The following is a 24,115-nucleotide window of genomic DNA, read 5'->3' on the forward strand; positions in this document are numbered from 1 at the left end:
CTAAACGTTAAATCATTTGGTAAGTACTTTTATTATTCGCCTTTTATATCACAAATAATGACAATATTTGTGGGGATTTTTCAGTAAAGTTGTAACAGAAGTTAGCTTAGCGTAAGAAAGTTATCCAGCAGTTCATGACCTTGCTCAGTCAGAATCGCTTCAGGATGAAATTGAACTCCGTAAATCGGCAGCGTTTTATGACTCATACCCATAATTTCTCGACCATGGACCGGATCATCATACCAAGCATCTAATTCAAAGCTTTCCGGTAACGATTCAACGAGCAAAGAGTGATATCGAGTTACTGTTAAGGGTTGATTTAGTTTAGTAAATAAACCTGTTTCACTATGCGTAATAGCACTTGTTTTACCATGCATTACTCTGGCCGCTTTGATGACTTTAGCTCCAAATACCTGAGCTATAGCTTGATGACCTAAGCACACACCCAATATCGGCAGCTTTCCTGCGAAATATTCAATTGCAGCGAGCGAAATACCTGATTCATTGGGAGAACACGGGCCTGGTGAAATGATTAAATGGCTCGGGTTAATTACCTCAATGTCACTAATCGTAACTTCATCATTTCTTTTCACGATGATGTCATAACCTAACTGCTGGAAATATTGCACCAGATTAAAGGTAAATGAGTCATAGTTATCAATCATCAACAGCATCGAGAGTCCCGGCAATTAAGCGCCATATAAAACATGAGTCGTTTAAGAATTGGCGGATAATAGCATAGCTTTTTTCTCCACTTAAGCTTTTAGCCTCAACTAAGAATTTAATGGCTGTAACGATGAGTAGCTAGGTTATAATCTTTTTAATAAATGCGTTACCTGTTTGGACTAAAATTACATGCAAACCCACATACAAGAAATCGGCAATGTCAGCTTATACTTTATTGGCGATGTCTATGGGCGTCTAGATAAATTAACTGAGTTACTCACTGAGATAGATTTCGATATTGACGATCCCGAGTCCAGTATACAATTTGTGAAGTTAGTATTTTGTGGGAATTTATTAGCAAAGCACACTCACAACGCAAACTCGGATCATTGTGATTCGGCGACAACAGACTCTCAGCCTGAGATTGAACATTTAGCACTGTTAAAAATGGTCAAATTATTGGTCGATAAAGGCCATGCTTATTGTTTACTTGGGCAACACGAATATGAAGTTATAGGTTGGAGTAAACATCACCCAATTACTGATAATCCCTACCTTGAAGCCTCTAGTGCGCCATTATTCAATCAAGAATTACAACACTCGCAAGCGCTGTTATTTGAATGGGTAGATTGGTTTATGGCATTACCAATATACATGGACTTTGGGCACATACGCGCAATCCATGCCTGTTGGGATGATAAAGTGATTACAAGCCTGAATGCCTACCTCACTGATGTAGCATCAAATGATGCTCAGCCAAACAGTTTATCGCAACAGTTTTGGCCTGCCGCCTTTGACTCTCAGCATCCATTAAATAAGCTCATTGCAACCTGTCTTGATTACCCAACCATGACACTAACCGAGCTGCACCCTCACTCAGCACTCAAGGTCCCTGTTGTCATTGGTCATTATCCCCAAGACACCTACCCCGATATTATCAATGAGCAACTGGTTTGTATTAATTACAACCCCGCAAAACAAGACTATCCTCTAGTGAGTTTTGCTTGGCACCAAGGTCGTAAAAAATCCCTTGATGTTGAATCTGCACAGGACGCTCAAATGAGTCTTGGAGAGTTTTGTTTTATCGACCAACCGAGTGCGGAAGAATGCATAGCAGAGGGCACAGAAAACTTGCTAGACGCAATTGTTTCTACGTTAGATACGCCACAATTAGATGAAGCAGCACTAATTCGTTTACATGAAAAGGTAGCGATTAGCCTTTGTACTGAATGGGATCCACTTGGTATTAAGCAAACCATGCATGCTAGGCATCCTTATCAGCCCTTAGTCAAACCTGTTACCCAGTTAGCGCTCGACCAAGATACAGACAAGTTAACGGCTTACTTAGCCATTGTTAGCCGCTTTCAGCTTGAGACAGATAATGATAACTTGGAAAATATCAGCTTGAAAACGGCCTATAAGCTCACAAGGTTGGCCAATAATTACTTGTAGATTAAGCACAAATAATCAAAACGATTAAGTCTAATAAAAATGATTAAGTCCAATAACAAAAAAACCAGTCTCTAGGGACTGGTTTTTTTATGAACTCATGGGCAATAAATAGCAAACACTGATATGTTAGATGCTATTACTTAACAACAGTTAAGTGAGCTCGCCCTTTTGGTTTTTCAGCTGTAACAGCAGGTTTTTCTTCTGTTGTTTCAGTTTTTTCTGTTGTTTCAACTGCAGAGAAAGAACGTGGCGGAGGCGTTGAATCTAAAGATTCATCTTCTGCCATGTAAGCATCTTCCATATCAAATACAGTGCCTGCGCCATTTTCTCGAGCATAAATAGCAACGATAGACGCCATAGGTAAAACAACTTGCTGAGGTACACCACCAAAACGTGCATTAAATTCCACGAATTCATTGGTCATTTGTAGGTTTCCTACTGCACCACCTGCGATATTAAGAACAATTTGACCGTCCTTAACAAACTCTTGTGGTACCTGAGTCCCCGGTACAAATGCATCCACAACAACATGTGGGGTAAAGTGGTTGTCCATCAACCACTCATAATAAGCCCGCAACAAATATGGACGGTTAGGCGTAATCGCTTTCATTACATACCCATGCGCATTTCGCGCTCAACCTCAGTTAACGATGCTTTAAATGACTCACGCTCAAATATACGCGTCATATAAGCATGGATATCCTTAGATGTGCGAACATCTAAATTGATACCTAACTCAGGTAAACGCCATAATAGCGGGCCTAAGTAACAGTCAGCTAAACCAAACTCTTCACTCATGAAGTATGGCATTTCAGCAAATACTGGTGCTAATGCGACTAAGCTATCAGTTAACTCTTTACGCGCAGCATCAGCTTTATCACCTTTACGGATACGATCAACTAGTACATACCAGTCTGTATCAATTCGGTGCATCATTAAGCGACTTTGACCACGTGCAACAGGGTAAACAGGCATTAATGGTGGATGAGGGAAACGCTCATCTAAATATTCCATAATAATGCGAGATTCATACAAAACTAATTCACGATCAACTAGAGTTGGTACTGAGTTGTATGGATTAACATCAAGTAACTCTTGAGGCTTCTCACTCGGTTCTACCTGCAAAACATCAACAGTTACACCTTTTTCAGCCAAGACGATACGTACTTGGTGGCTATATAAATCATCGGCACCCGAAAACAGTGTCATGATAGAGCGTTTGTTGGCAGCTACAGCCATTGTTACCCTCCAGAAAACGGAAAAAACAAAACAAACGAGGGGCTAAGCCCCTCGTTTAAAGTATGCGAATAATGTATTTTACCCGTTATTCGTGTCTAGTGCACATCTTTCCAGTATTCTTTCTTCAACAAGTAAGCAATGATGAAGAAAATAAACAAGAATCCGAGTACCCACCAACCTAAAGCTTCACGTTCAAGCTTCACTGGATCTGCAGAATATACAAGGAAACCAGTAATATCACGCACAGCTTGATCATACTCTTCGGCATTTAATTTACCGCCAGTTGCAGGTTCAAGACCAACTAGCTTTTGTACTTCAACACCATTTTCTTCTACTGTTTTGTAGATAGGTGTTGAAATACCTTGTAAATCTTCCAATACATGCGGCATACCCACAAGTGGGAATACGGTATTGTTTACGCCAAATGGACGGCTTTCATCTTTATAAAAACCTTTTAGGTATGAGTAAACCCAATCCTGTCCACGTACACGAGCAACCAGTGTTAAATCAGGAGCGGCAGCACCGAACCACTTTGCAGCATCTTCAGGTGGAATTGCATTTTCCATCAACTCACCAATTTTAGCATCCGTAAACATATACTTTTCACGCATATCATCTACAGAAATACCTAGATCTTCAGCGACTCGTCCATAACGTTGATATTGAGTACTGTGACAGCCACTACAATATTGCTGGAACAAATTAAGACCACGTTCTAGCGACTCATTGTCATGAAGGTTGATTGCCTGCTCTGGACTCTTAACAAATTCATTGTTGCCACCTGCCGCTATTGCTAGCGTTGGTAACAATGCAACTAATGCAATTAATAACTTTTTCATTAGTGTGTCACCCTCGTAGGAACCGGTTTTGTTTTCTCATTTTTACTGTAAACCCACAGTGCCACGAAGAAACCAAAATAAGTAAGTGTAAAGATACGAGCTGCAATTGTTAACGTTGGTGTTGCTGGTACAGCACCTAAGTAACCCAGGATTAAGAAAGACACGGTAAACTGTGCGATATTAATCTTGTGTATTAAGCCACGGTAACGGATAGATTTAACTTTACAGCGATCTAACCAAGGAAGTACAAACAGTACCGCAATCGCAAGACCCATACCGACAACGCCTAATGGCTTGTCTGGAATCGCACGTAAAATTGCGTAAAACGGTGTGAAGTACCAAACCGGAGCAATATGTTCAGGGGTCTTCATTGGGTTAGCCGCTTCAAAGTTTGGCTTTTCAAGGAAGTAACCGCCACCTTCAGGCATAAAGAACAACACATAGCAGAACACGATTAAGAAACCGGCCACACCCATGATGTCTTTAACTGTGTAATAAGGGTGGAAAGGAATAGCATCAACTGGCCATCCGTTTTCATCTTTATTCTTCTTAACTTCAACACCATCTGGGTTGTTTGAACCCACTTCATGTAAAGCAATTAAGTGAAGGAAAACTAATACAACTAACACTAAAGGCAGTGCAATAACATGCAATGCAAAGAAACGGTTTAGTGTTGCACCTGAAACGACATAATCACCACGGATCCACAATGTCAGGTCATCACCAATAAATGGAATAGCACCAAACAATGAGATAATTACCTGCGCGCCCCAGTAAGACATTTGTCCCTGAGGTAGCAAGTAACCCATAAAGGCTTCAGCCATTAACACGAGGAAAATCAACATACCGAATAACCAAAGTAGCTCTCTTGGCTTTTGGTAAGAACCGTAGATTAAGCCACGGAACATATGAAGATAAACCACCACAAAGAAAGCAGAAGCTCCTGTGGAGTGCATGTAACGTAATAACCAGCCGTACTCAACATCACGCATGATGTATTCAACAGAAGCAAACGCACCTTCTGCAGTTGGTACATAATTCATTGTTAACCAAATACCAGTAAGCAACTGGTTAACTAAAACAAGCAATGCTAATGAACCAAAGAAATACCAAAAGTTGAAGTTCTTTGGTGTTGGATATTGACCAACGTGACGGTTATACGTCGCCGTCATTGGGATGCGAGCATCAATCCAATCAACAATATTCTTAACCATTACGCAGCTCCCGTATCTACACCGATAAGTACCGTGCCATCATCAACATATTGATGCGGAGGAACGACAAGGTTTAATGGTGCTGGAACACCCTGGAATACTCGGCCAGCCATATCAAACTTAGAACCATGACATGGACAGAAGAAACCAGCCGTAACACCTTCGACTTGCTCGCCAAAAGAATCAGGCAAGTAAGTTGGCGAACAACCTAAGTGAGTACAGATACCTACAGCAATGAAGAACTCAGGCTTAATTGAACGTGCAGGGTTTGCTGCATATTCAGGCTGTTGTAATTCTTCAGAAGCAGGATCACGTAATTGCCCATCTAATTTAGGCAATTCACTTAAAATGGCATCAGTACGACGCACAACCCAAACAGGTTTACCACGCCATTCAACACGAATTAACTGGCCTGGCTCTACTTTACTAATATTTACTTCAACCGGTGCACCTGCAGCTTTCGCTTTAGCGCTCGGATTCCATGACTTGATAAAAGGCACCGCTACAGCGACGGCACCAGCTCCGCCTACTACGGCGGTTGCGGCTGTCAGGAATCTGCGGCGTCCGGTATCGACTGGCGCATTGCTCATCCACTTATCTCCCAGAGGGTGTTGGAATTCTTATATTTTAATAACTTAGCAACATTAGAATCACTAATCGCTAAATCTATACTTTGAGGCGGGGCTCATTATAGCGAAAAATTAGAACCAGATCATAGTAAAACACACAACTAAGTTACGGGAATTGTATGTTTTTTTTATGGTGTACAAAAAACACACAGCCTTTTTAACTCATTTTTGACATTAAATGCAGGAGTGTTTTTTATAAGTTATTGTTAATGAATAATTTTTAATGAAATACTTTCAATCTAAATTAGTTATAACTGATCAAGCTAACTAAAGCAGAGAAAATCAATTTTTTTCAATGAAAAACGCTAGATATAAAAAAACCCGGCACAAACCGGGTTTTTTATCAGATTTCAGTATTTATTTACCGTCAATCGATTTCATATATTTGAAGAAATCGCTATCAGGTTCTAATACCATTACGTCACTGTTACCTGCGAAACTTTCTTTGTAAGCTTCAAGACTACGTAAAAAACCATAAAATTCAGGATCTTTATTGAATGCATCTGCATAAATTTTAGCAGAAAGTGCATCACCTTCACCTCGAATGGTTAACGCTTTACGTTCAGCTTCTGCAACTTTAACAGTTACATCAGCATCAATTGTGGCGCGAATAATTTCAGATTGCTCTTTACCTTGTGCACGATGCTCTTTAGCAACAGCTTGTCGCTCGGCACGCATACGCTGGAAGATACTGCTACTGACGTTTGCTGGTAAGTTAATTTGCTTAACTCGCACATCAACTACTTCAATACCTAGATCACGAGAGCTTTCTGATGCATTCTCTAATGCATCATTTTGCAATTCATCACGCTTACCAGAAACAATCTCTTTAATGGTACGACGACCAAATTCAGTACGTAAATCGTTATTGATTTTACGTTGAAGTAGATCTTCTGCAGTCACTTTATTACCGCCACCAGTAGATAGGTAGAAAGTTTCAAAGTCACTAATACGCCATTTAACGTATGAATCAACCATCAGATCTTTCTTTTCAGAAGTCACAAAACGGTCTGCAGCGCCATCTAAGGTTTGGATACGCGCATCAAGATACTTAACTTTATCAATCGCAGGGATTTTAAAGTGAAGTCCTGGCTTAAGTACACGAGTTACCGAATTACCGTCGACATTATCTTTTAGAATTTCACCAAATCGAGAAACAATGGCACGTTCGCCTTCGTTCACAATCATCACAGATGAAAAACCAATACCAAGAATAATAACGAGTATTATAAGTCCTAATCTACCCATGAGTTAGTCCCTCCCTTGGCGAGAACGAGCTTCGCGAGTTGGACGGCCATCAAGCGGCATCGATGAATTAAACGAGTTATTTGACGGTGTGTTAACGTGTGTTTCAACAACAGGCTCAACCGCAGTACGTTTAGTTTGGTTATCCATCATTTTATCTAACGGTAAATACATCAAGTTACCATTGTTCTTGGTATCAATAAGTACCTTGTTGGTGTCAGCCATGACTTCTTGCATTGCATCTAGATATAGACGCTTACGAGTCACTTCTGGAGCCATTTGATATTCAGGTAGCAACTGTTCAAATCGAGCTACTTTACCTTCAGCTTCTAGGACTTCACGTTGTTTGTAAGCACTTGCTTGCTGTGCCATACGCTCAACTTGACCACGAGCTTTAGGCTCAATTTCACGTGCATAAGCTTCTGCTTCACGAATGAAACGTTGTTCATCCTCTTGCGCAGAAATAGCATCATCAAATGCGTCTTTCACTTCTTCAGGTGGACGTGCAGGTAAGAAGTTGACATCTTGAATCGATAAACCAAGTTGGTACGGCTCAAGAATACGCTCAAGTTCAGCCCAAGTATCACGACGAATTGCATCACGACCCGTTGTCAAGATGTCATCCATAGTGTTATGACCGATGACATAACGCAATGCACTGTCCGTAGCTTCACTTAAACTTGCATTAGCGTCTACAGCACTGAATAGATACAAGTATGCATCGTCAACACGATACTGTACGTCTAGTTCAACTTTTACTAAGTTTTCATCAGACGTTAACATGCTGCCAGAAGCAGGGATCGAACGAACAGCTTTAATATTTACAGGGAAAACTTCGTCAATAAACGTGGCTTTCCAATGTAAACCTGGCCCAACTTCGCCAGAATGCTGACCGAAACGTAAGGTGACCCCACGTTCAGCTTCTTTAATGGTGTAAAAACCTGAAGCGCCCCACACTAATAAACCAATAACTAAAACAACAATAATGCTGGTTGAGTTAAATGAAGGACTTGACGATCCACCTGAACCACCTTTCCCACCGCCAAAGCGTTTAGAAAGATTACGAAATACTTCGTCTAGATCTGGTGGGCCTTTGTCGTTACCGTTTTTGTTTCCCCAAGGGTCTTTATCTTTTCCCTTGTTACCGGGCTCATTCCAAGCCATTTAGCACTCCATAAGTGGATGAAATAAATGTTATTAGCAAGTAACGCTTACATCAGAGTCTTCTTGTGAAGTCTCAAATATAAACGTTTCTAATTCGCCTTGACTCTGTTTTGTTAATCGACGCCAATTGGCATCCGATAAACGAACAGACAAAATACAGTTCCCCAGATCGTCGTACTCTTTCTGCTGTATCGCGTCCAGTCGATAAAACTGACCAAGATAATGCCCAGCCGTAGCTGGTATTTTCAATGTATGCTCTACAATGACTTCACCGATATGCTCGTTGACAGCCTGCAGCAGCAATTCAAATCCAATTTGTTTTTGGGCAGATACCCAAACTCGTTCAGGCATCCCCTCATCGTCATAGTCGATGCGAGGCACGAAGTCTTCCAGTAAGTCGATTTTATTACAAACCACCAACTGTGGAATAGTATCTGCTTCAATTTCTTCAAGTACATTTTGAACTTGATCAAAATTTTCCGTCATATTCTCATCAGCACAATCAACAACATGCAATAACAAGTCAGCTTGTCGAGTTTCTTGCAGTGTGGCTTTAAAAGCTGCGACTAAGTCATGAGGTAAATGACGAATAAACCCAACAGTATCCGCTAAGATAACGGCACCGTCAGGCAGGTCGAGTTTACGCAGAGTCGGATCAAGTGTTGCGAACAATTGATCTGCTGCATAAACTTCAGAAGTTGTCAGCGCATTAAACAAAGTCGATTTCCCAGCATTGGTATACCCTACCAATGACACAGTGGATAAATCACTGCGTTTACGGGAACGACGGCTTTGTTCACGCTGTTTGTCTACTTTTTCAAGGCGACGGTTGATACTCTTGATGCGTCCACGAAGTAAACGTCTATCAGTTTCGAGCTGGGTTTCACCCGGCCCCCTCATACCAATACCACCTTTTTGTCTCTCTAAGTGAGTCCAACCACGAATAAGGCGTGTCGACATGTGGCGCAATTGCGCTAGCTCCACTTGCAACTTACCTTCGTGTGTTCTCGCTCGTTGAGCAAAAATATCTAAAATCAGTGCTGTCCGGTCTAATACGCGGCATTCACATATTTGTTCTAAATTTCTTTCTTGTGCAGGGCTTAAAGCATGATTAAAAATCACTACATTCGCTTCAGTAGCAGCTACCATGGCAGCTAGCTCTTCAACTTTACCTGTACCAACAAAAAACTTTCGATCCGGTGAACGTCGACTTCCGGTAATAACACCAACAGAGCGTGCACCTGCTGATTCGACTAATAATTGTAACTCGGTTATGTCTTCTCTGCGGTCGTCATCAGAAAAGTCAATGTGAACAAGCACCGCGGTTTCACCCGCTTCATAGCGATCAAACAAGTAGCAAACTCCTTAAATATTATTCTGATGCAGGCGCTTCATCGTGCTGAGTATAACCAGCTTGAGTACCTTGAGTCGCCACATTGAATGGACGAGCTGGTACAACAGTTGAAATAGCGTGCTTGTAAACCATTTGGCTCACTGTATTTTTTAGCAAAATAACGAATTGGTCGAATGACTCAACTTGTCCTTGCAACTTAATACCATTCACTAAGTAGATTGAGACTGGTACACGTTCACGACGCAAAGCGTTCAAAAATGGGTCTTGTAAAGATTGCCCCTTAGCCATTTCAATTTCCTTTTTTTATTTTCAAAACAAATTTTTTGAATAATGTTTTATTGTTTAGTTTGAGTATTATACAGCAGCAGCGATTAATCTAGCCTGAATGTTGTATAAGTGTAACTAAATTTCCTTTGGCACCACTTTCGAGCCAATGTAAATCTGGCCAGCTTCTCAACCATGTTAATTGACGTTTCGCCAATTGCCTAGTGGCAGCAGTGGCTTTTTCTACCAAAGTATCACGATCAAATTCACCATCTAAATATTGCCAGCATTGTCGATATCCGACACAGCGCATGGATGGCATGTCTAAATGTAAATCGCCTCGCTCTTTTAATCGCTGAACTTCTTCAATAAACCCTTGTTGCATCATTAGTTTAAATCGTTTTGCGATTAATTCATGTAATACTTTTCTATCAAGTGGTGCAATAGCGAATTGCACTACATCATAAGGTAAAGCCGGTGACTTAGTTGCACTCAACTCAGTCATGGTTTTACCTGTTATTCTGTAAACCTCTAAAGCACGAGATAATCGTTGTGGATCATTAGGGTGAATACGCTCACCAGCCGCAGGGTCAATATCACATAACTGTTGATGTAATAAATCCCAACCGTGGGTTTCGGCCTCGGCTAAGATTTGTGCTCTAATCGCTTCATCAGCAGCAGGTAAAGGCGATAAACCTTCAAGTAGTGCTTTAAAGTACATCATTGTTCCGCCCACCAATAATGGGGTTTTACCACGGGCAATGATCTGTTCAATCTCGTGCAGTGCATCACGTCTAAAGTCGGCAGCCGAATAGGACTCACTCGGGTCTAAAATGTCGATAAGACGATGTGGTGCTAATGCAAGTTCATCGGCATCAGGTTTTGCAGAACCAATATCCATCTGCCGATAAATCAACGCAGAATCAACTGAGATAATTTCACAGTTATGGTGCTGCGCCATCTCTATGGCTAAAGCGGTTTTGCCTGAGGCTGTTGGCCCCATTAAAAACAATACTTTGGGTTGTTTAGCTTGGTTCACTTTTATTCTCTTCTAGCCAAGTTTGCCACGGTAAAGATTGTGCTGTTGATAATAACGCAGCTTGTTGTTCATCACTTAACTGACAATACTGTTGCCATAATTGCGATGCAGAAAGAAAAGCTGACTTTTGATGCTGAGCAATCCATAACGCTAACGCTTCGTCGGTAGGCGTATCAGCTTTAATCCATTGAAGTAATTCTGGGATTAATACGGCTAACTGGCTATCTCTTAGATATGGGGGCACATTCTTAATTATCAACTGTTGGTAGCGAATTGAAAGGGTTAAACCCAGTTTTCTTAGTAAGATATCTCGCTCAACAAGTAACTCTTTCCAATCTACATCAGCTTGAATTGACACAGGCATGAGTAAAGGTTGCCCTACCAACCCGGTTTTCAACTTTTTGAATATTTCATTTTTAGCAACAATAACAGAAACTTGGACTATATCGATTAATAATAATTGCTGTTCTTTTACCATGACCCAATAACGGCCATCAAGTAGCTGAGGCATGGTAGAAACCGCTGAAATATTAACTTCATTAATTTGTGTTAATGAGCTATTTTCATGTTCTGTTTGCAGTAATTGACCATAGTTAGCAATTGCTGTTGGGGTTATCTCCGCTGAATCGACTGCTTTTGAGCCACCACCGCCATATTGCCCGCCACTATTTTGATAGCCTTGAGCTGGTACTGAGACACTGCCATATTGACTTCGACTTTGCTCTCGAGGTTGATGCTGAACAGCTAATTGTTGCTGCTCTATTTCAGACAAATACGAACTTGCCTGAGAACCTGTGTGTTGCTGAACAGGCTTTGATGACAATTCTTGATTGACCGGTGATGAATGAGTACCATCAACATGAGTATAAGCGGTGTCGCTACTATGATTGCGATTATCGTTATTTCGATCATTGCTTTCAGGTGACAATTGTAATTCTGTAATTTGCTGCAGCACAGATTGTAAAGCTTGCAAGATAAAGTCATGAACCAACCGACTTTGATGAAATCTCACCTCATGTTTTGCAGGATGCACATTCACATCGACTTGATGAGGATCAATCTCAAGCATCAATACATAACCAGGTTGATGCTGAATATCAAAACGTCCAAAAGCTTGTTTGACTGCATGATTTACTAAGCGATCACGTACCAATCGGCCATTCACATAAAAATAAAAGCTATCGGTCACCTGTGTATCACTTGGCGCTTGTAAATATCCGCTTAAGCTCAAACCGTCATGTTCACAAGCCAAGTGCAAGGCATGCTCAGCAAAACTGCGACCACAAATTTGTCCTAACCGTTGTTTATACTGTATTTCAGTATTCGCAGGGCGATATTGACGTATTAGTTTACCATTATGAGTTAAGGTAAAATGTACATCGGTTCTCGCAATGGCAATCCGCTTCAGCCATTCATCGATATGAGTAAACTCAGTTTTATCACTCTTTAAAAAACGCCGTCTGGCTGGCGTATTAAAAAATAAATCGACGACATCAATTGTTGTACCAATTGGATGAGCTGCAGGAGTAATTTTGACATCCATTTGCGAGCCAGCCGCATTGGCTTGCCAAGCTTCGGTTTGATCTGCAGGCTTAGATGTTAGGCTGAGTCTAGCAACAGAGCTAATACTGGCTAATGCCTCACCACGAAACCCAAAACTTAAAATAGCTTCTAGATCATCAAGAGAATGTACTTTTGAGGTAGCGTGGCGAGAAAGCGCCAACGCAAGCTCCGCCTTGGCAATACCTTTACCATTATCGCGAATTCGAATGAGTTTACTGCCACCTTTATCGATTTCGATATCAACACGGGTTGCACCTGCATCTAAGCTGTTTTCTACCAACTCTTTAACAACTGATGCAGGTCTTTCAACCACTTCACCTGCTGCAATTTGGTTGGCAAGTTGTGGAGGAAGAATTTGAATAGCCATTTTACGCCCTCGGAATAACCAGCTTTTGGCCAATTCTTAATACATCGGACTTTAAGTTATTACTTTTTTTGATACTCGCCACACTGACTTTATAACGCTGGGCAATCACTGAAAGTGACTCGCCACTTCTGACGGTATGTTTAACATTGCTTTGCTTAGCAAACATGGTGCCTGAAGGGGGATTAGCCTCAAAATAGTTAACCACACCTTTGTGAATAGCGTTGGCTAATTTTTGTTGATGGTTTCCATCAAGCAATAAACGCTCTTCTTTAGGGTTTGAAATAAAGCCTGTTTCAATCAAAATTGAAGGAATATCTGTCGACTTTAATACTGCGAAACTGGCCGACTCAGGCTTATTTTTATGCAGCTTTGTGACCTTACCTAACCCAGCAAGAATATCGGTCGCAATACTGTGACTTTCAGCCATAGAATGATCCATGGACATATCAATCAAGGTCATAACCAAATACTGCTCACTGTCAGTGTTTTGAATAATATCGCCTACACCGCCTAATAATTCTGAATGTTTTTCTTTATCCTCAAATACCCGACCGATTTCAGTATTGGCTCGTCGCTTAGACAGAACCCACACAGAGGCGCCCTTAGGTTGAGGTGAAGTGAATGCATCTGCATGAATAGATAGTAATAAGTCTGCACGGCTATTTCGCGCAAGTTCTGAGCGCTGATTTAAATTAACAAAGTAATCGCCACTGCGAGTCATCACCGCTTTCATGCCCGGTGTTTCATTAATTTTGCGTGCAAGCCGTTTAGAAATGGCTAAAACGACCTTTTTCTCATAAGTCCCTTTAGGGCCTATTGAGCCAGGGTCTTCACCACCGTGACCCGCATCAATTGCGACAATCACATCTTTTGAACGCTTACTGGTTTGAACTACCTGTTTTTTAGCAGCGGGTTTATTGGCTGAGTTATCGAGATCAACAACCAAGCGATTTCCATATGGCGCAGTTGGCGTCAGCGAAAACAAATTAGCTTTAACAGGAGATGCCAATTCGAGGACTAAGCGTAATGTACCAGCTTTAGGAGGCTTACTTAAACGGACTTTATTAATCAATTTGCTGTTTTTAGCAATATCATCAAACTTAACCTTGGTAGAGGCTTGCTTTAAATCAATTACTAAGCGCTGAGGATTAGACAATGAAAAATAACTGTAATCAGGTGCTTGGGATAAATCCAATACCACTCGAGTAGAGTCTGGTGCATCCCACACTCTAATACTATCTAATTTATTCGCTGCTTCTACAATTAACGAGAAGCCAAATAGCAATACAAAACTAAAAAATCGCGTCATTTTTCTCAAATCATTATTATTTTAATTTAGCGACAACTTGCTGCCCAGCAGGTGTCAACCCGTTTAACTCAACCTGTCTCTGTTCACCTTGATAACCCAAATGAATACTAATATCTGCATCAGGTAACAAACCATGGCCTCTATCTGGCCACTCAATAAGACTCAGGCTTTTTTCTGTAAAGTAATCTCGAATCCCCATGAACTCTAATTCTTCAGGGTCAAGCAATCGATACAAGTCAAAATGAAAAATATCCATCCCTTTTAACTCATACGGTTCAACAAGTGTATAAGTAGGGCTTTTAACATTGCCCTTGTGCCCCAAGCTTTGAATCAAACCACGGCTTAAGGTCGTTTTACCCGCGCCTAAATCTCCAGTTAAATAGATAACCAGTGGTGCACTCACCCACAGTGATAACTCATAACCTAGTTCAATTGTTGCTTGTTCATCTGGGAGATTTTTTTTTATCGAAGTCATGTTAACTTACCAGCACTTGGGGGATTAATCATATAAAAATGTCATCTTAATCAGAATAATGCACTCCGTGATTAATTGACGCAATGTAAACCGCTGAAAATAGTAAAGCCAGCTTGCTAGCTGGCTCTATTTAAAAATATTAACATAAAATCGAAATGGGAAAAATAACTGTTAGATATCATCCATTCGCAAAGCACTATGCACTAATCTTTTTTGCTGAGTTTGCTCAACTCTAACCAAATCAAGTAAAGCTTCTTTAATTTCGGTTACGGCAGTGCTATTTGCCGTTTTTTCCAATAATGCGATTAGACGGTTTTCAAGATCTAAATGAAGCTCCAACACATCATCTTCAGTCATATTTGCTGGTAGTAATGATTCGTTACAACGTTTTTTGAAGTCTTCGAATGTAATATCTTTATACCATGTATCTAACATGCGGCTTGGCGCTTCATCGATATAATTTTCAATACTGTCATGAACATGCTGTTGATGCTGCTGAAGATATTCCAACATCATTTTCACTCGAGTCGAGTCTGCATTACGATGCAATTGGCCATAAAGTTGTTTCATGTCTAAGCGTGATTTAGCTATAAAATCAAGCAACTCACTTAGTTGTTGGATACGCATAATAAACACTCCACTCATAACTGCTCTGTCAGCAGTTTTTAGAATTAATTTGTAAAAGCTTGTATTTATTATGGTTGAAAATAAAAAAGGAATACTTGAGCAAGCTCATATTTTACATATAAAAGACAGGTAAATTAGACAATACAAATAAACAAAGTGTCTCTGCTAAATATGAGGCACTATCAAACAGGTGACCAAACAGGTGGCATAAATGCGCTATTTACGTCTAAAAAAGGCTTGATGTTGCATCAATCAAATAGCGATCACTTTACAGGTTAAAGCATTAATTCATTTTTGTTTGGAGATAAGCACTGGAATTTTTACGAAGGGAAGTTTTAGTGCGACCTAATATGTTCAAAAAGAGTCGTTCGAACTGATGACTTATACCTTGGCAACAAGAAGGTATCACTATGCTAAAAGCGCAACTGAGCTATTTTTATTTGGACATTTTACTTGGAAACTTTACCTAGAATAGATAGCTTGGAATAGATAGCTTGAAATACACATCTGGGGGAAGTTTGGAGCGACTTAATGTTTTCAAAAAGAGTGGTTCGAACTGATGACCTATACCTTGGCAACAAGAAGGTATCACCACGCTAAAAGCGCAACTGAGCTATTTTTATTTGGACATTGTGCTTGGAAACTTTACCTAGAATAGATTGCTTGGAATATACAGATGGGGAAAGTTTGGAGCGACCTAATGTTTTCAAAAAGAGTGGTTCGAACTGATGACCTATACCTTGGCAACAAAAAAGGTATCTCTATGCTAAAAGCACAACAGAACTATTTTCTATTTGGACATTTTACTTGGAAACTTTACCTGAAATAGATTGCTTGGAATAGATAGCTTGAAATACACAGATGGGGGGAAGTTTGGAGCGACTTAATGTTTTCAAAAAGAGTGGTTCGAACTGATGACCTATACCTTGGCAACAAGAAGGTATCACCACGCTAAAAGCACAACAGAACTATTTTCTATTTGGACATTTTACTTGGAAACTTTACCTGAAATAGATTGCTTGGAATAAACAGATGGGGGAAGTTTGAAGCGACCTAATATGTTCAAAAAGAGTGGTTCGAACTGATGACCTATACCTTGGCAACAAAAAAGGTATCACCACGCTAAAAGCGCAACTGAGCTATTTTTATTTGGACATTGTGCTTGGAAACTTTACTTGGAATAAATTGCTGGAAATACACAGATGGGGGAAGTTTGGAGCGACATATCAGGTTCGAACTGATGACCTATACCTTGGCAAGGTATCGCTCTACCAACTGAGCTAATGTCGCCTTACAAAACTTGCTATTGAAATTGGAGCGACATATCAGGTTCGAACTGATGACCTATACCTTGGCAAGGTATCGCTCTACCAACTGAGCTAATGTCGCATCTTGTTACGTTATCAACACATTTGGTAAGGTATCGTTTGAACCAGAGCCAACTGAGCTAATATCGCATCTATATTTCAATTTTTAAAATTTGGAGCGACATATCAGGTTCGAACTGATGACCTATACCTTGGCAAGGTATCGCTCTACCAACTGAGCTAATGTCGCATCTTGTTGCGTCATCAACACATTTGGCAAGGTATCGTTTAAACCAAAGCCAACTGAGCTTATGTCGCATTTCAAATTTTATATTGAAAATTGGAGCGACATATCAGGTTCGAACTGATGACCTATACCTTGGCAAGGTATCGCTCTACCAACTGAGCTAATGTCGCATCTTGGTGCTGCAATTTTCAATCTTCAACTTCATTCAGCAATGAATCTTGCTGTAAAAAGTTGAGGCCGCATTATATGTAATATTCACTACACTGCAACCCCTAATTTAAAAAAAAGTTCGTTTGCTTAAATTTTAAATACTTCTTGGCGATAAAACTGCAATTCAGCAATGGATTCCTTGATATCTTCCAATGCTTGATGGGTATTCTTCTTACTAAAGCCTTTCATTACTTCAGGCTTCCAACGATTAGTCAGCTCTTTAATTGTGCTCACATCGATATTGCGATAATGGAAGAAATCCTCTAATTCAGGCATGTATTTATTTAAGAAACGGCGATCTTGACCAATGCTGTTACCACACATAGGCGACGCGCCTTTCGGAACATATTGCTCTAAAAACTCAATCGTGGCTTTAATTACATCTTCTTCAGAATATTGACTGTTTTTAACACGTTCAATCAATCCGGATTCACCATGATGCTTTTGATTCCAATCATCCATGCCATTAAGCACGTCATCAGATTGATGAACTGCCATCACTGGGCCTTGGGCAATTATATTCAATTCTTGATCTGTCACTATCGTCGCAATTTCAATAATTCGATCGACACTGGGCTCTAAACCCGTCATTTCTAAATCAACCCAAATCAGATTACTCGAGTTTACAGCCATAATATCTGCCTTATTCTGTCAAAAGCCCTAAATTCAGGCTTTTTTATTAAAGAGGGTGTATCATACTGTTTTTTTATACGACAAAAAAACACCTAATTAATGAAGATTCGCCTGTGAGTAAAAAGAAACCGCTAAGCCAAAGTCAAAAGCGCCGAATGCGCGACAATCAAAGTAAACGCCTTAAGCGTAAAGACAAACCTGATACGGCTAATGATTTACAGGATAGTCCACTTGGGCCAGAACAGCAGGGAATCGTAATTTCCCGTTTTGGTCAACATGCAGATATTGAAACTGAAGATGGCATCGTCGCCCGTTGTAACCTTCGCCGAAACATCACCAGTCTAGTGACAGGTGACAAGGTACTGGTGCGTCTTGCGACAGAAACCGATCGTGGTATTGGTGGCATTGTTGAAGCGGTTCATCCGCGCACATCTTCATTAACTCGCCCGGATTTATATGACGGCGTAAAAATCATCGCGGCCAACATTGATCAAATACTGATTGTTTCTTCAATATTGCCGAGTTTTACGACTCAAATTATCGACCGCTATTTAGTTGCCGCAGAAGACACTGAAATTCCACCTGTCATCATTCTTAATAAAATGGATTTATTAAATGATGATAACCGAGAAGAAGTCGAACTGGCTCTTGAGCGATATCGGCAAATTGGTTATCCAGTCTACATGGTGAGCAGTCATACAGGTGAAGGGGTCGAGCAAATTAAATCCCTTCTGTCTGATAAAATCAGTGTGTTTGCAGGTCAATCAGGCGTAGGGAAATCATCCCTTATTAATGCCTTGATGCCAGATGCTGATCTACAAGTAGGTGATGTTTCAGACAATTCCGGCCTTGGTCAACACACTACTACTACCGCAAAATTATTACATTTTGAAAGTGGTGGAGACTTAATCGACTCACCCGGTGTACGTGAATTTGCCTTGTGGCATTTGCCTGCTCCACGTGTTGGCTGGTGCTTTGTTGAATTCAGAGATTTTATCGGTACTTGCAAGTTTCGCGATTGTAAACACGGTAATGATCCCGGCTGCGCCTTGCAAGCCGCCTTAGCAGATGGGAAAATAACCGAAGATAGATTTAATAACTATCATCGAATCATTGCTAGCCTTGACGAGCAACGTCACGCCAGACACTTTAGAGCTGACGATCTTTAATTCAGTATTGCTGAAAATGACTATTTACACTCAAGATAAAACTAACTAATAAGGGTATTCAATTGGATTCTGTTAAAATTGCTTTGCAATATATCTTACCTAAACATTTACTATCACGTTTAGTGGGTAAACTTGCAGCCGCTGAAGCGGGAGCAATTACCACCGCTGGTATCAAATGGTTTATCAAACAATATAAGATTGATATGTCAGAAGCTGCAGAAAGTGAGCCTGAAGCATACAAAACTTTCAATGCCTTTTTCACTCGCGCATTAAAACCTGGTTTACGCCCAATCGTTGCAGATGACAAAATCATCGCGCACCCTGTTGACGGTGCCGTAAGTCAATGTGGTCCAATTGAAGCTGGAAAAATTGTCCAAGCTAAAAACCATGATTACACCACACTTGCTCTATTAGGTGGTCAGCAAAAAGATGCTGAACGTTTTACTGGTGGTGACTTTGCGACGATTTACCTTGCACCAAAGGATTACCACCGAATCCATATGCCAATGACTGGCACTTTATCTAAAATGACTTACATTCCTGGTGAGTTGTTTTCAGTAAACCCATTAACAGCGCAAAATGTACCTGGGCTGTTTGCTCGCAACGAACGTGTCGTCGCTATTTTTGAAACTGAAGTAGGTCCATTAGCAATGGTGCTAGTTGGCGCAACAATTGTGGCCAGTATTGAAACCATTTGGGCAGGTACTGTTACCCCACCATGCGGCAAGCAAGTATTTACATGGGATTACCCAACTGAAGGACCTGAATCATTAATACTTGAAAAAGGTGCTGAAATGGGTCGCTTCAAATTAGGTTCAACTGTGGTCATGTTGTTTGGTCAAGATGCCATTGATACCTTTGCTGAAGGTGTTGAGCCAACCGAAACAACCCGTATGGGACAAGCTTTCGCACACCTCAAGTAAGCGAATCAGCACTTAGTGACTGTAAAAGGCCCCGAAATGAGTGGAACATCAATGACCGCTCATTCAACTCAAAGCGGACTCATGCAGTTGCATATAGCCGTGTTACTTTTTGGTGGCACGGCGTTATTTTCTAAAATCATTCCTTTAAGTGCCCTCGATATTACCGTGCTTCGCTGCGCCATCGCTTTTTTTGTATTGGCTGCGATTGTAAAAGTTAACCAACAACGTTTGTTGCTTTCGCATGTTCAGGATTATTTTATTGCCTTAGGGCTTGGCGTATTAGTTAGCCTACACTGGGTCACTTATTTTGCCTCAATGCAGCTAGCTTCCGTCTCAATCGGGATGATTGCTTTTTTCACCTATCCGGTGATGACAGTCCTTGTCGAGCCAATTTTTAGTCAAAGTAGATTACGTAAGGTTGATGTTCTCTCTGGCATCGCTGTTTTAACTGGCGTAATCATGCTTATACCAGAGCCCAATTTAGAAAACGATGTTACCTTCGGTATTGCTTTAGGGATTATCTCTGCTGCCTTGTTTACAGCTCGTAATATTTGCCATAAACAATATTTCTCTCGCTATAGCGGCCCCCAAGCCATGTTTTATCAAACCTTGATTGCCGTCATTATACTTGCACCATGGTTAGAAACCGATATCACATCAATTAGTGCAGATATTTGGTTATCTATTGTCGTCCTAGGGGTGTTTTTTACTGCTGCCCCACACGCATTATTTGCATCATCACTGCGAAGTCTAAGTGCTAAAACTGCTGGGCTAGTCTCATGCCTACAGCCCTTTTATGGCACCTTGTTAGCCATCATATTGCTCAATGAAAAAGTGAATATCAATACAGTGATTGGCGGAATGATTATCTTGCTCACAGCAATCTTCGAAACTCTGCAAAATAACAAAAAAAATAAAGCGTAAACTCAGGTTTTTGTTACCATTGTATTAGTCTCTCACAAGCAATCTCTTTTCTATGTTTCGTATTGCGGTTTTTCTACTTTGCTTTTGTACTTTCTTTGCTTCTGCAAATTCTCCGTTGCAGCTTGATAAACGCTTGGGCTTTTCCCAAGGTAATAATTCTAATCAAGTCATCGACATTCCAACTCAAATCGATAATGTTAAAGCCAGCATCGAAAAACTGAATGATGAAGAACAAAGCTATCTTGAACTTGAACAAAATAGTGAGACAACCCTTGAGCAATTAACTGCTCAAATCAATCAACCAGCGCCCGAAGTATTCGTTGATAGTAAAATTGACATTAGCCAGCAAGCATCGATGGCTTATTATCATTTGTCTGAGCAAAAACAATCCGAAAATGAACTCAGTAAACAATTACTCAGCTTAAGTAAAAGACAGCAACAATTACCTAGCTTAATTCGTCAGGCTAAAGATGCGCTTAATCAGTTCAAGCGCACTCAATTAGCACCAGTTGATACCCCATTAGGTCAATTACATGTGTTGCAAGGTCAATTATTAGAACAACACATAGCAACTTTATCAGCCGAGCATGCAAGCAGCCCTAAACAAAAGCAAATCGCGCAATTGCAGCTGCAATTACTGCGCATTGAGCATGCTCAGCAAGAAAAACTGATTGAAGCGCTCAATAAACAAAATAGTCGTCACCGCCAACAACAAGCAGCAAATACCATTGCGAATAACATCATCGATGAGCAGCAGCTTGCCGATGTTGTTTCGCAAGAAATCAGTAATAAAAACCAGCAATATGCTCAGGAGCTTATCCGTATCACAGATAGCATAAGCGCCGTTATTAGCTTGCAAGAAAAAACCGAAAGACAATACCAAACCCATGCATTACAGCTCGCAAATGTCGAAGAGCAAATTACGTGGGTTGAAACGAATTCCGCCTTTGGTGACCGCTTTTTGCAGATGTTGCAATCACTCCCAAAACCTCCGAGTCAAGATGCCTTGCTGGCCGAAGTCGCCGACTCTAGACTAAAGCGTTATCAAGCTGAGCAGCAAAAAGCCTTAAACAAACAGCAGCTCAGTAATCAAGATTTTTTAAATAACACCCAAATTAAGCTATTGGAATCACAGCAAAGTTTAATAGAAGAACTGGTACAAAATTATGATGTTTACCTAAATGAACAAGCTAAACTGCGAAATAGTTATGAGCAGCTCAACCAAATATATTTAGAGCTTAAAAACACCCTAAATGAACATTTATTTTGGGTACCTAATGCGGCAGGTATTAGTGGTTTATGGCTGATTGATTTAAAAAATGCCACGGTGTGGATGACACAAGCACAACAAAGAGAAAAGTTAAAACAGGCTTGGCAATCGCAAAATATTTACTGGGCGTGGTGGGTCATCATCTTGATCTTATGTCTAATGGCTCAAGATTTACTAACCCCCAAGTTTAACCAAACAATGGAACGCTATGGACAATATGTTGGTAATGTAACTCAAGATAAGTTTATCTATACCGCTAAAACATTAGTTTTATCTTTAGTTTATTCATTATTAAAGCCGCTGCCTTTATTGCTTGCAGGCCTTATTTTATTCTCATCAGAGTTAAACTTTGTCCACGCCATTGGTGTGGGTGTACTGTCTATCGGTTGTAGTTACTGGGTCTATCGTTTCTTCGCCCTATTGTCATTAGATAACGGGATTATGATCAGTCACTTTAGACGACCACAACCCCTTGTCAGGCGTATGCAAGAAAAAGTCTTACGCTTTATTCTTATCAGCTGGCCACTTATCGGCATTATGGGCTTTACTGAGGCCATAGATACTTCGTTAATCCGCAATAGCATTGGTCGCGGCGCCTTTTTACTCTTTACCATTACGTTATTGGTGCTCTACCGAGACTTGTACGCATTTATCACTGACTATCGTGAAAGCGCAAATGACGGTAAAAACATGAAGCTGCTAAATAAGCTCATGTGGGCATTTTTAATTATCGTGCCTTGCGGATGTGTGGTGCTAGCTACCGTTGGTTATTACTTCAGTGCGTTCCAAGTGTTACTGCAAGTGCAGTTGTCATTGCTGTTAGGGCTTGGATTTTTACTGCTTTATCAATTAATCAAACGCTGGATGTTAATTGAGCGTCGATTAATTGCTTTTGACCGTGCTAAAGCTCGCCGTGCTGAGCGTCTCGCCCAACGAGAACGTGGTGAACTCAATCATGCAGCAGACGCTAATGAAAATTACGAAGAGCCAATTGTTGATTTAGAAACCATTGCAAGCCAATCCTTAGGCTTGGTTCGTTCATTATTAATTTTGGCATTTTTTGGCAGCCTATTAGGCTTAATTTCACAAACTCATACTGCATTATTTTCATTCTTAGATGGGATAACCCTGTGGAATACTCATTCCGTAGTCAATGGCATTGAACAACAAGTCCCCATTACACTGAAGTCGATATTCTTCTCGTTCATTATTGTTGGTTTTTCGGCCATGATAGCCAAAAACCTGCCCGGCTTATTAGAGCTAACGATTCTGCAGCGTTTAGAGTTAACACCAGGCACTGGCTTTGCAATCACCACTGTCAGCAGCTACCTTGTGGTGTTTATTGGCCTTCTGGTTGGTTTTTCTACCATCGGTGTTGAATGGTCAAAACTACAGTGGCTTGTCGCGGCATTATCGGTTGGTTTAGGCTTCGGATTACAAGAGATTTTTGCCAACTTTATTTCTGGCTTAATTATTTTATTTGAAAAACCAATCCGAATTGGCGATACCGTTACGATTCGTGACTTAACGGGTACCGTCAGTAAAATTGAAATACGTGCTACCACTATTGTTGACTGGGATAGAAAAGAAATTATTGTGCCCAATAAGGCATTTATCACAGAGCAATTAGTCAATTGGTCACTTTCAGATCCTATAACCCGTGTAATCGTCAGTGTGTCAGTACAGCGAGACGCTGATCCATCAAAGGTTGAAGCGTTATTACATCAAGCGGTACGTGAGTCAGAATTGTCCCTTAGCTTCCCTGAGCCTGAAGTCTGGTTTGCGGGATTCGGCCAACACACCCAAGATTATGAAGTCAGATCTTATGCTAAGGACATGAATGATCGCTGGCCTCTTCGACACAGTCTGCATAAACGCATTTGTAAGAAGCTAAAAGAAAACCAAGTAGAGTTGGCGTATCCACAGATGGAAATCCATATCAATAATGGCCAACCTCGTGATATTAATCAGATAATTAAAGGTTAA

The 24,115-nt window shown here is 40.6% G+C and carries 21 protein-coding genes and 4 tRNA genes; 5 read left to right on the forward strand and 20 right to left on the reverse strand.

Annotated features, from left to right (window positions below; genetic code table 11):
• Positions 1-101 precede the first annotated feature (101 nt).
• Positions 102-674 carry an anthranilate synthase component II gene (locus SJ2017_RS18035; protein ID WP_080916800.1) on the reverse strand — a complete coding sequence of 191 codons (573 nt, stop codon included), beginning with the start codon at positions 672-674 and terminating at the stop codon, positions 102-104.
• Positions 675-855: 181 nt separating this feature from the next.
• On the opposite strand from SJ2017_RS18035, the gene SJ2017_RS18040 reads away from it, so the two are divergent.
• Positions 856-2,118, forward strand: coding sequence for a metallophosphoesterase family protein (locus SJ2017_RS18040; protein WP_080916802.1), 1,263 nt, complete (start codon positions 856-858; stop codon positions 2,116-2,118).
• A gap of 136 nt (positions 2,119-2,254) precedes the next feature.
• Here the strand turns inward: SJ2017_RS18040 and SJ2017_RS18045 are convergent, their stop codons facing one another.
• The 19 genes from SJ2017_RS18045 to orn form a co-directional block, all read right to left on the reverse strand.
• Positions 2,255-2,728, reverse strand: coding sequence for a ClpXP protease specificity-enhancing factor (locus tag SJ2017_RS18045; RefSeq protein WP_055024954.1), 474 nt, complete (start codon positions 2,726-2,728; stop codon positions 2,255-2,257).
• Entirely contained in the window at positions 2,728-3,357 is a 630-nt protein-coding gene (gene sspA, locus SJ2017_RS18050) for a stringent starvation protein SspA (RefSeq protein ID WP_055024955.1), read from the reverse strand. The genes SJ2017_RS18045 and sspA overlap by 1 nt, the downstream gene beginning before the upstream one ends.
• A gap of 95 nt (positions 3,358-3,452) precedes the next feature.
• Positions 3,453-4,196 carry a cytochrome c1 gene (locus SJ2017_RS18055; RefSeq protein ID WP_080916803.1) on the reverse strand — a complete coding sequence of 248 codons (744 nt, stop codon included), beginning with the start codon at positions 4,194-4,196 and terminating at the stop codon, positions 3,453-3,455.
• Positions 4,196-5,410 (reverse strand): cytochrome b, encoded by a 1,215-nt coding sequence (locus SJ2017_RS18060; RefSeq protein WP_080916804.1) that lies wholly within the window; start codon positions 5,408-5,410, stop codon positions 4,196-4,198. The genes SJ2017_RS18055 and SJ2017_RS18060 overlap by 1 nt, the downstream gene beginning before the upstream one ends.
• Positions 5,410-6,000: a ubiquinol-cytochrome c reductase iron-sulfur subunit gene (gene petA / locus SJ2017_RS18065; protein ID WP_055024958.1), complete on the reverse strand. Its 591-nt coding sequence runs from the start codon at positions 5,998-6,000 to the stop codon at positions 5,410-5,412. Before petA ends, SJ2017_RS18060 begins: the two co-directional genes overlap by 1 nt.
• A gap of 396 nt (positions 6,001-6,396) precedes the next feature.
• Positions 6,397-7,287 (reverse strand): protease modulator HflC, encoded by an 891-nt coding sequence (gene hflC / locus SJ2017_RS18070; protein ID WP_055024959.1) that lies wholly within the window; start codon positions 7,285-7,287, stop codon positions 6,397-6,399.
• Between the two features lie 3 nt (positions 7,288-7,290).
• Positions 7,291-8,448, reverse strand: coding sequence for an FtsH protease activity modulator HflK (gene hflK, locus SJ2017_RS18075; RefSeq protein WP_055024960.1), 1,158 nt, complete (start codon positions 8,446-8,448; stop codon positions 7,291-7,293).
• 33 nt (positions 8,449-8,481) lie between these two features.
• On the reverse strand, positions 8,482-9,801 hold the full coding sequence (gene hflX, locus SJ2017_RS18080) for a ribosome rescue GTPase HflX (protein WP_080916805.1): 1,320 nt from the start codon (positions 9,799-9,801) through the stop codon (positions 8,482-8,484).
• Positions 9,802-9,820: 19 nt separating this feature from the next.
• Positions 9,821-10,090 carry an RNA chaperone Hfq gene (hfq, locus tag SJ2017_RS18085; RefSeq protein WP_055024962.1) on the reverse strand — a complete coding sequence of 90 codons (270 nt, stop codon included), beginning with the start codon at positions 10,088-10,090 and terminating at the stop codon, positions 9,821-9,823.
• A gap of 88 nt (positions 10,091-10,178) precedes the next feature.
• Positions 10,179-11,105 carry a tRNA (adenosine(37)-N6)-dimethylallyltransferase MiaA gene (gene miaA / locus SJ2017_RS18090; RefSeq protein ID WP_080916807.1) on the reverse strand — a complete coding sequence of 309 codons (927 nt, stop codon included), beginning with the start codon at positions 11,103-11,105 and terminating at the stop codon, positions 10,179-10,181.
• On the reverse strand, positions 11,092-13,035 hold the full coding sequence (mutL, locus tag SJ2017_RS18095) for a DNA mismatch repair endonuclease MutL (RefSeq protein ID WP_080916808.1): 1,944 nt from the start codon (positions 13,033-13,035) through the stop codon (positions 11,092-11,094). The genes miaA and mutL overlap by 14 nt, the downstream gene beginning before the upstream one ends.
• A 1-nt stretch (position 13,036) precedes the next feature.
• On the reverse strand, positions 13,037-14,344 hold the full coding sequence (locus SJ2017_RS18100) for an N-acetylmuramoyl-L-alanine amidase (RefSeq protein ID WP_055024964.1): 1,308 nt from the start codon (positions 14,342-14,344) through the stop codon (positions 13,037-13,039).
• 16 nt (positions 14,345-14,360) lie between these two features.
• Entirely contained in the window at positions 14,361-14,819 is a 459-nt protein-coding gene (gene tsaE / locus SJ2017_RS18105) for a tRNA (adenosine(37)-N6)-threonylcarbamoyltransferase complex ATPase subunit type 1 TsaE (RefSeq protein ID WP_080916810.1), read from the reverse strand.
• A 171-nt stretch (positions 14,820-14,990) separates the two neighbouring features.
• A complete protein-coding gene (locus SJ2017_RS18110; protein WP_055024974.1) occupies positions 14,991-15,446 on the reverse strand; it encodes a ferritin family protein in 456 nt (151 codons plus the stop codon).
• A gap of 1,214 nt (positions 15,447-16,660) precedes the next feature.
• Positions 16,661-16,736 (reverse strand) — tRNA-Gly (locus SJ2017_RS18115).
• A gap of 23 nt (positions 16,737-16,759) precedes the next feature.
• Positions 16,760-16,835 (reverse strand) — tRNA-Gly (locus tag SJ2017_RS18120).
• Between the two features lie 92 nt (positions 16,836-16,927).
• Positions 16,928-17,003, reverse strand: a tRNA-Gly gene (locus SJ2017_RS18125).
• 91 nt (positions 17,004-17,094) lie between these two features.
• Positions 17,095-17,170 (reverse strand) — tRNA-Gly (locus tag SJ2017_RS18130).
• A gap of 127 nt (positions 17,171-17,297) precedes the next feature.
• On the reverse strand, positions 17,298-17,843 hold the full coding sequence (orn, locus tag SJ2017_RS18135; protein ID WP_055023421.1) for an oligoribonuclease: 546 nt from the start codon (positions 17,841-17,843) through the stop codon (positions 17,298-17,300).
• A gap of 113 nt (positions 17,844-17,956) precedes the next feature.
• Here orn and rsgA point away from each other — a divergent pair, with 113 nt between their 5' ends.
• The 4 genes from rsgA (at position 17,957) to SJ2017_RS18155 (ending at position 24,115) form a co-directional block, all read left to right on the forward strand.
• Positions 17,957-19,012: a small ribosomal subunit biogenesis GTPase RsgA gene (gene rsgA, locus SJ2017_RS18140; RefSeq protein ID WP_080916812.1), complete on the forward strand. Its 1,056-nt coding sequence runs from the start codon at positions 17,957-17,959 to the stop codon at positions 19,010-19,012.
• Positions 19,013-19,074: 62 nt separating this feature from the next.
• A complete protein-coding gene (gene asd, locus SJ2017_RS18145) occupies positions 19,075-19,935 on the forward strand; it encodes an archaetidylserine decarboxylase (protein ID WP_080916814.1) in 861 nt (286 codons plus the stop codon).
• Between the two features lie 36 nt (positions 19,936-19,971).
• Positions 19,972-20,859: a DMT family transporter gene (locus tag SJ2017_RS18150; protein WP_240433753.1), complete on the forward strand. Its 888-nt coding sequence runs from the start codon at positions 19,972-19,974 to the stop codon at positions 20,857-20,859.
• Positions 20,860-20,911: 52 nt separating this feature from the next.
• Positions 20,912-24,115, forward strand: coding sequence for a mechanosensitive ion channel domain-containing protein (locus tag SJ2017_RS18155; protein WP_055023424.1), 3,204 nt, complete (start codon positions 20,912-20,914; stop codon positions 24,113-24,115).

The organism is Shewanella japonica, assembly GCF_002075795.1.
In the GTDB taxonomy this organism is placed as follows: domain Bacteria; phylum Pseudomonadota; class Gammaproteobacteria; order Enterobacterales; family Shewanellaceae; genus Shewanella; species Shewanella japonica.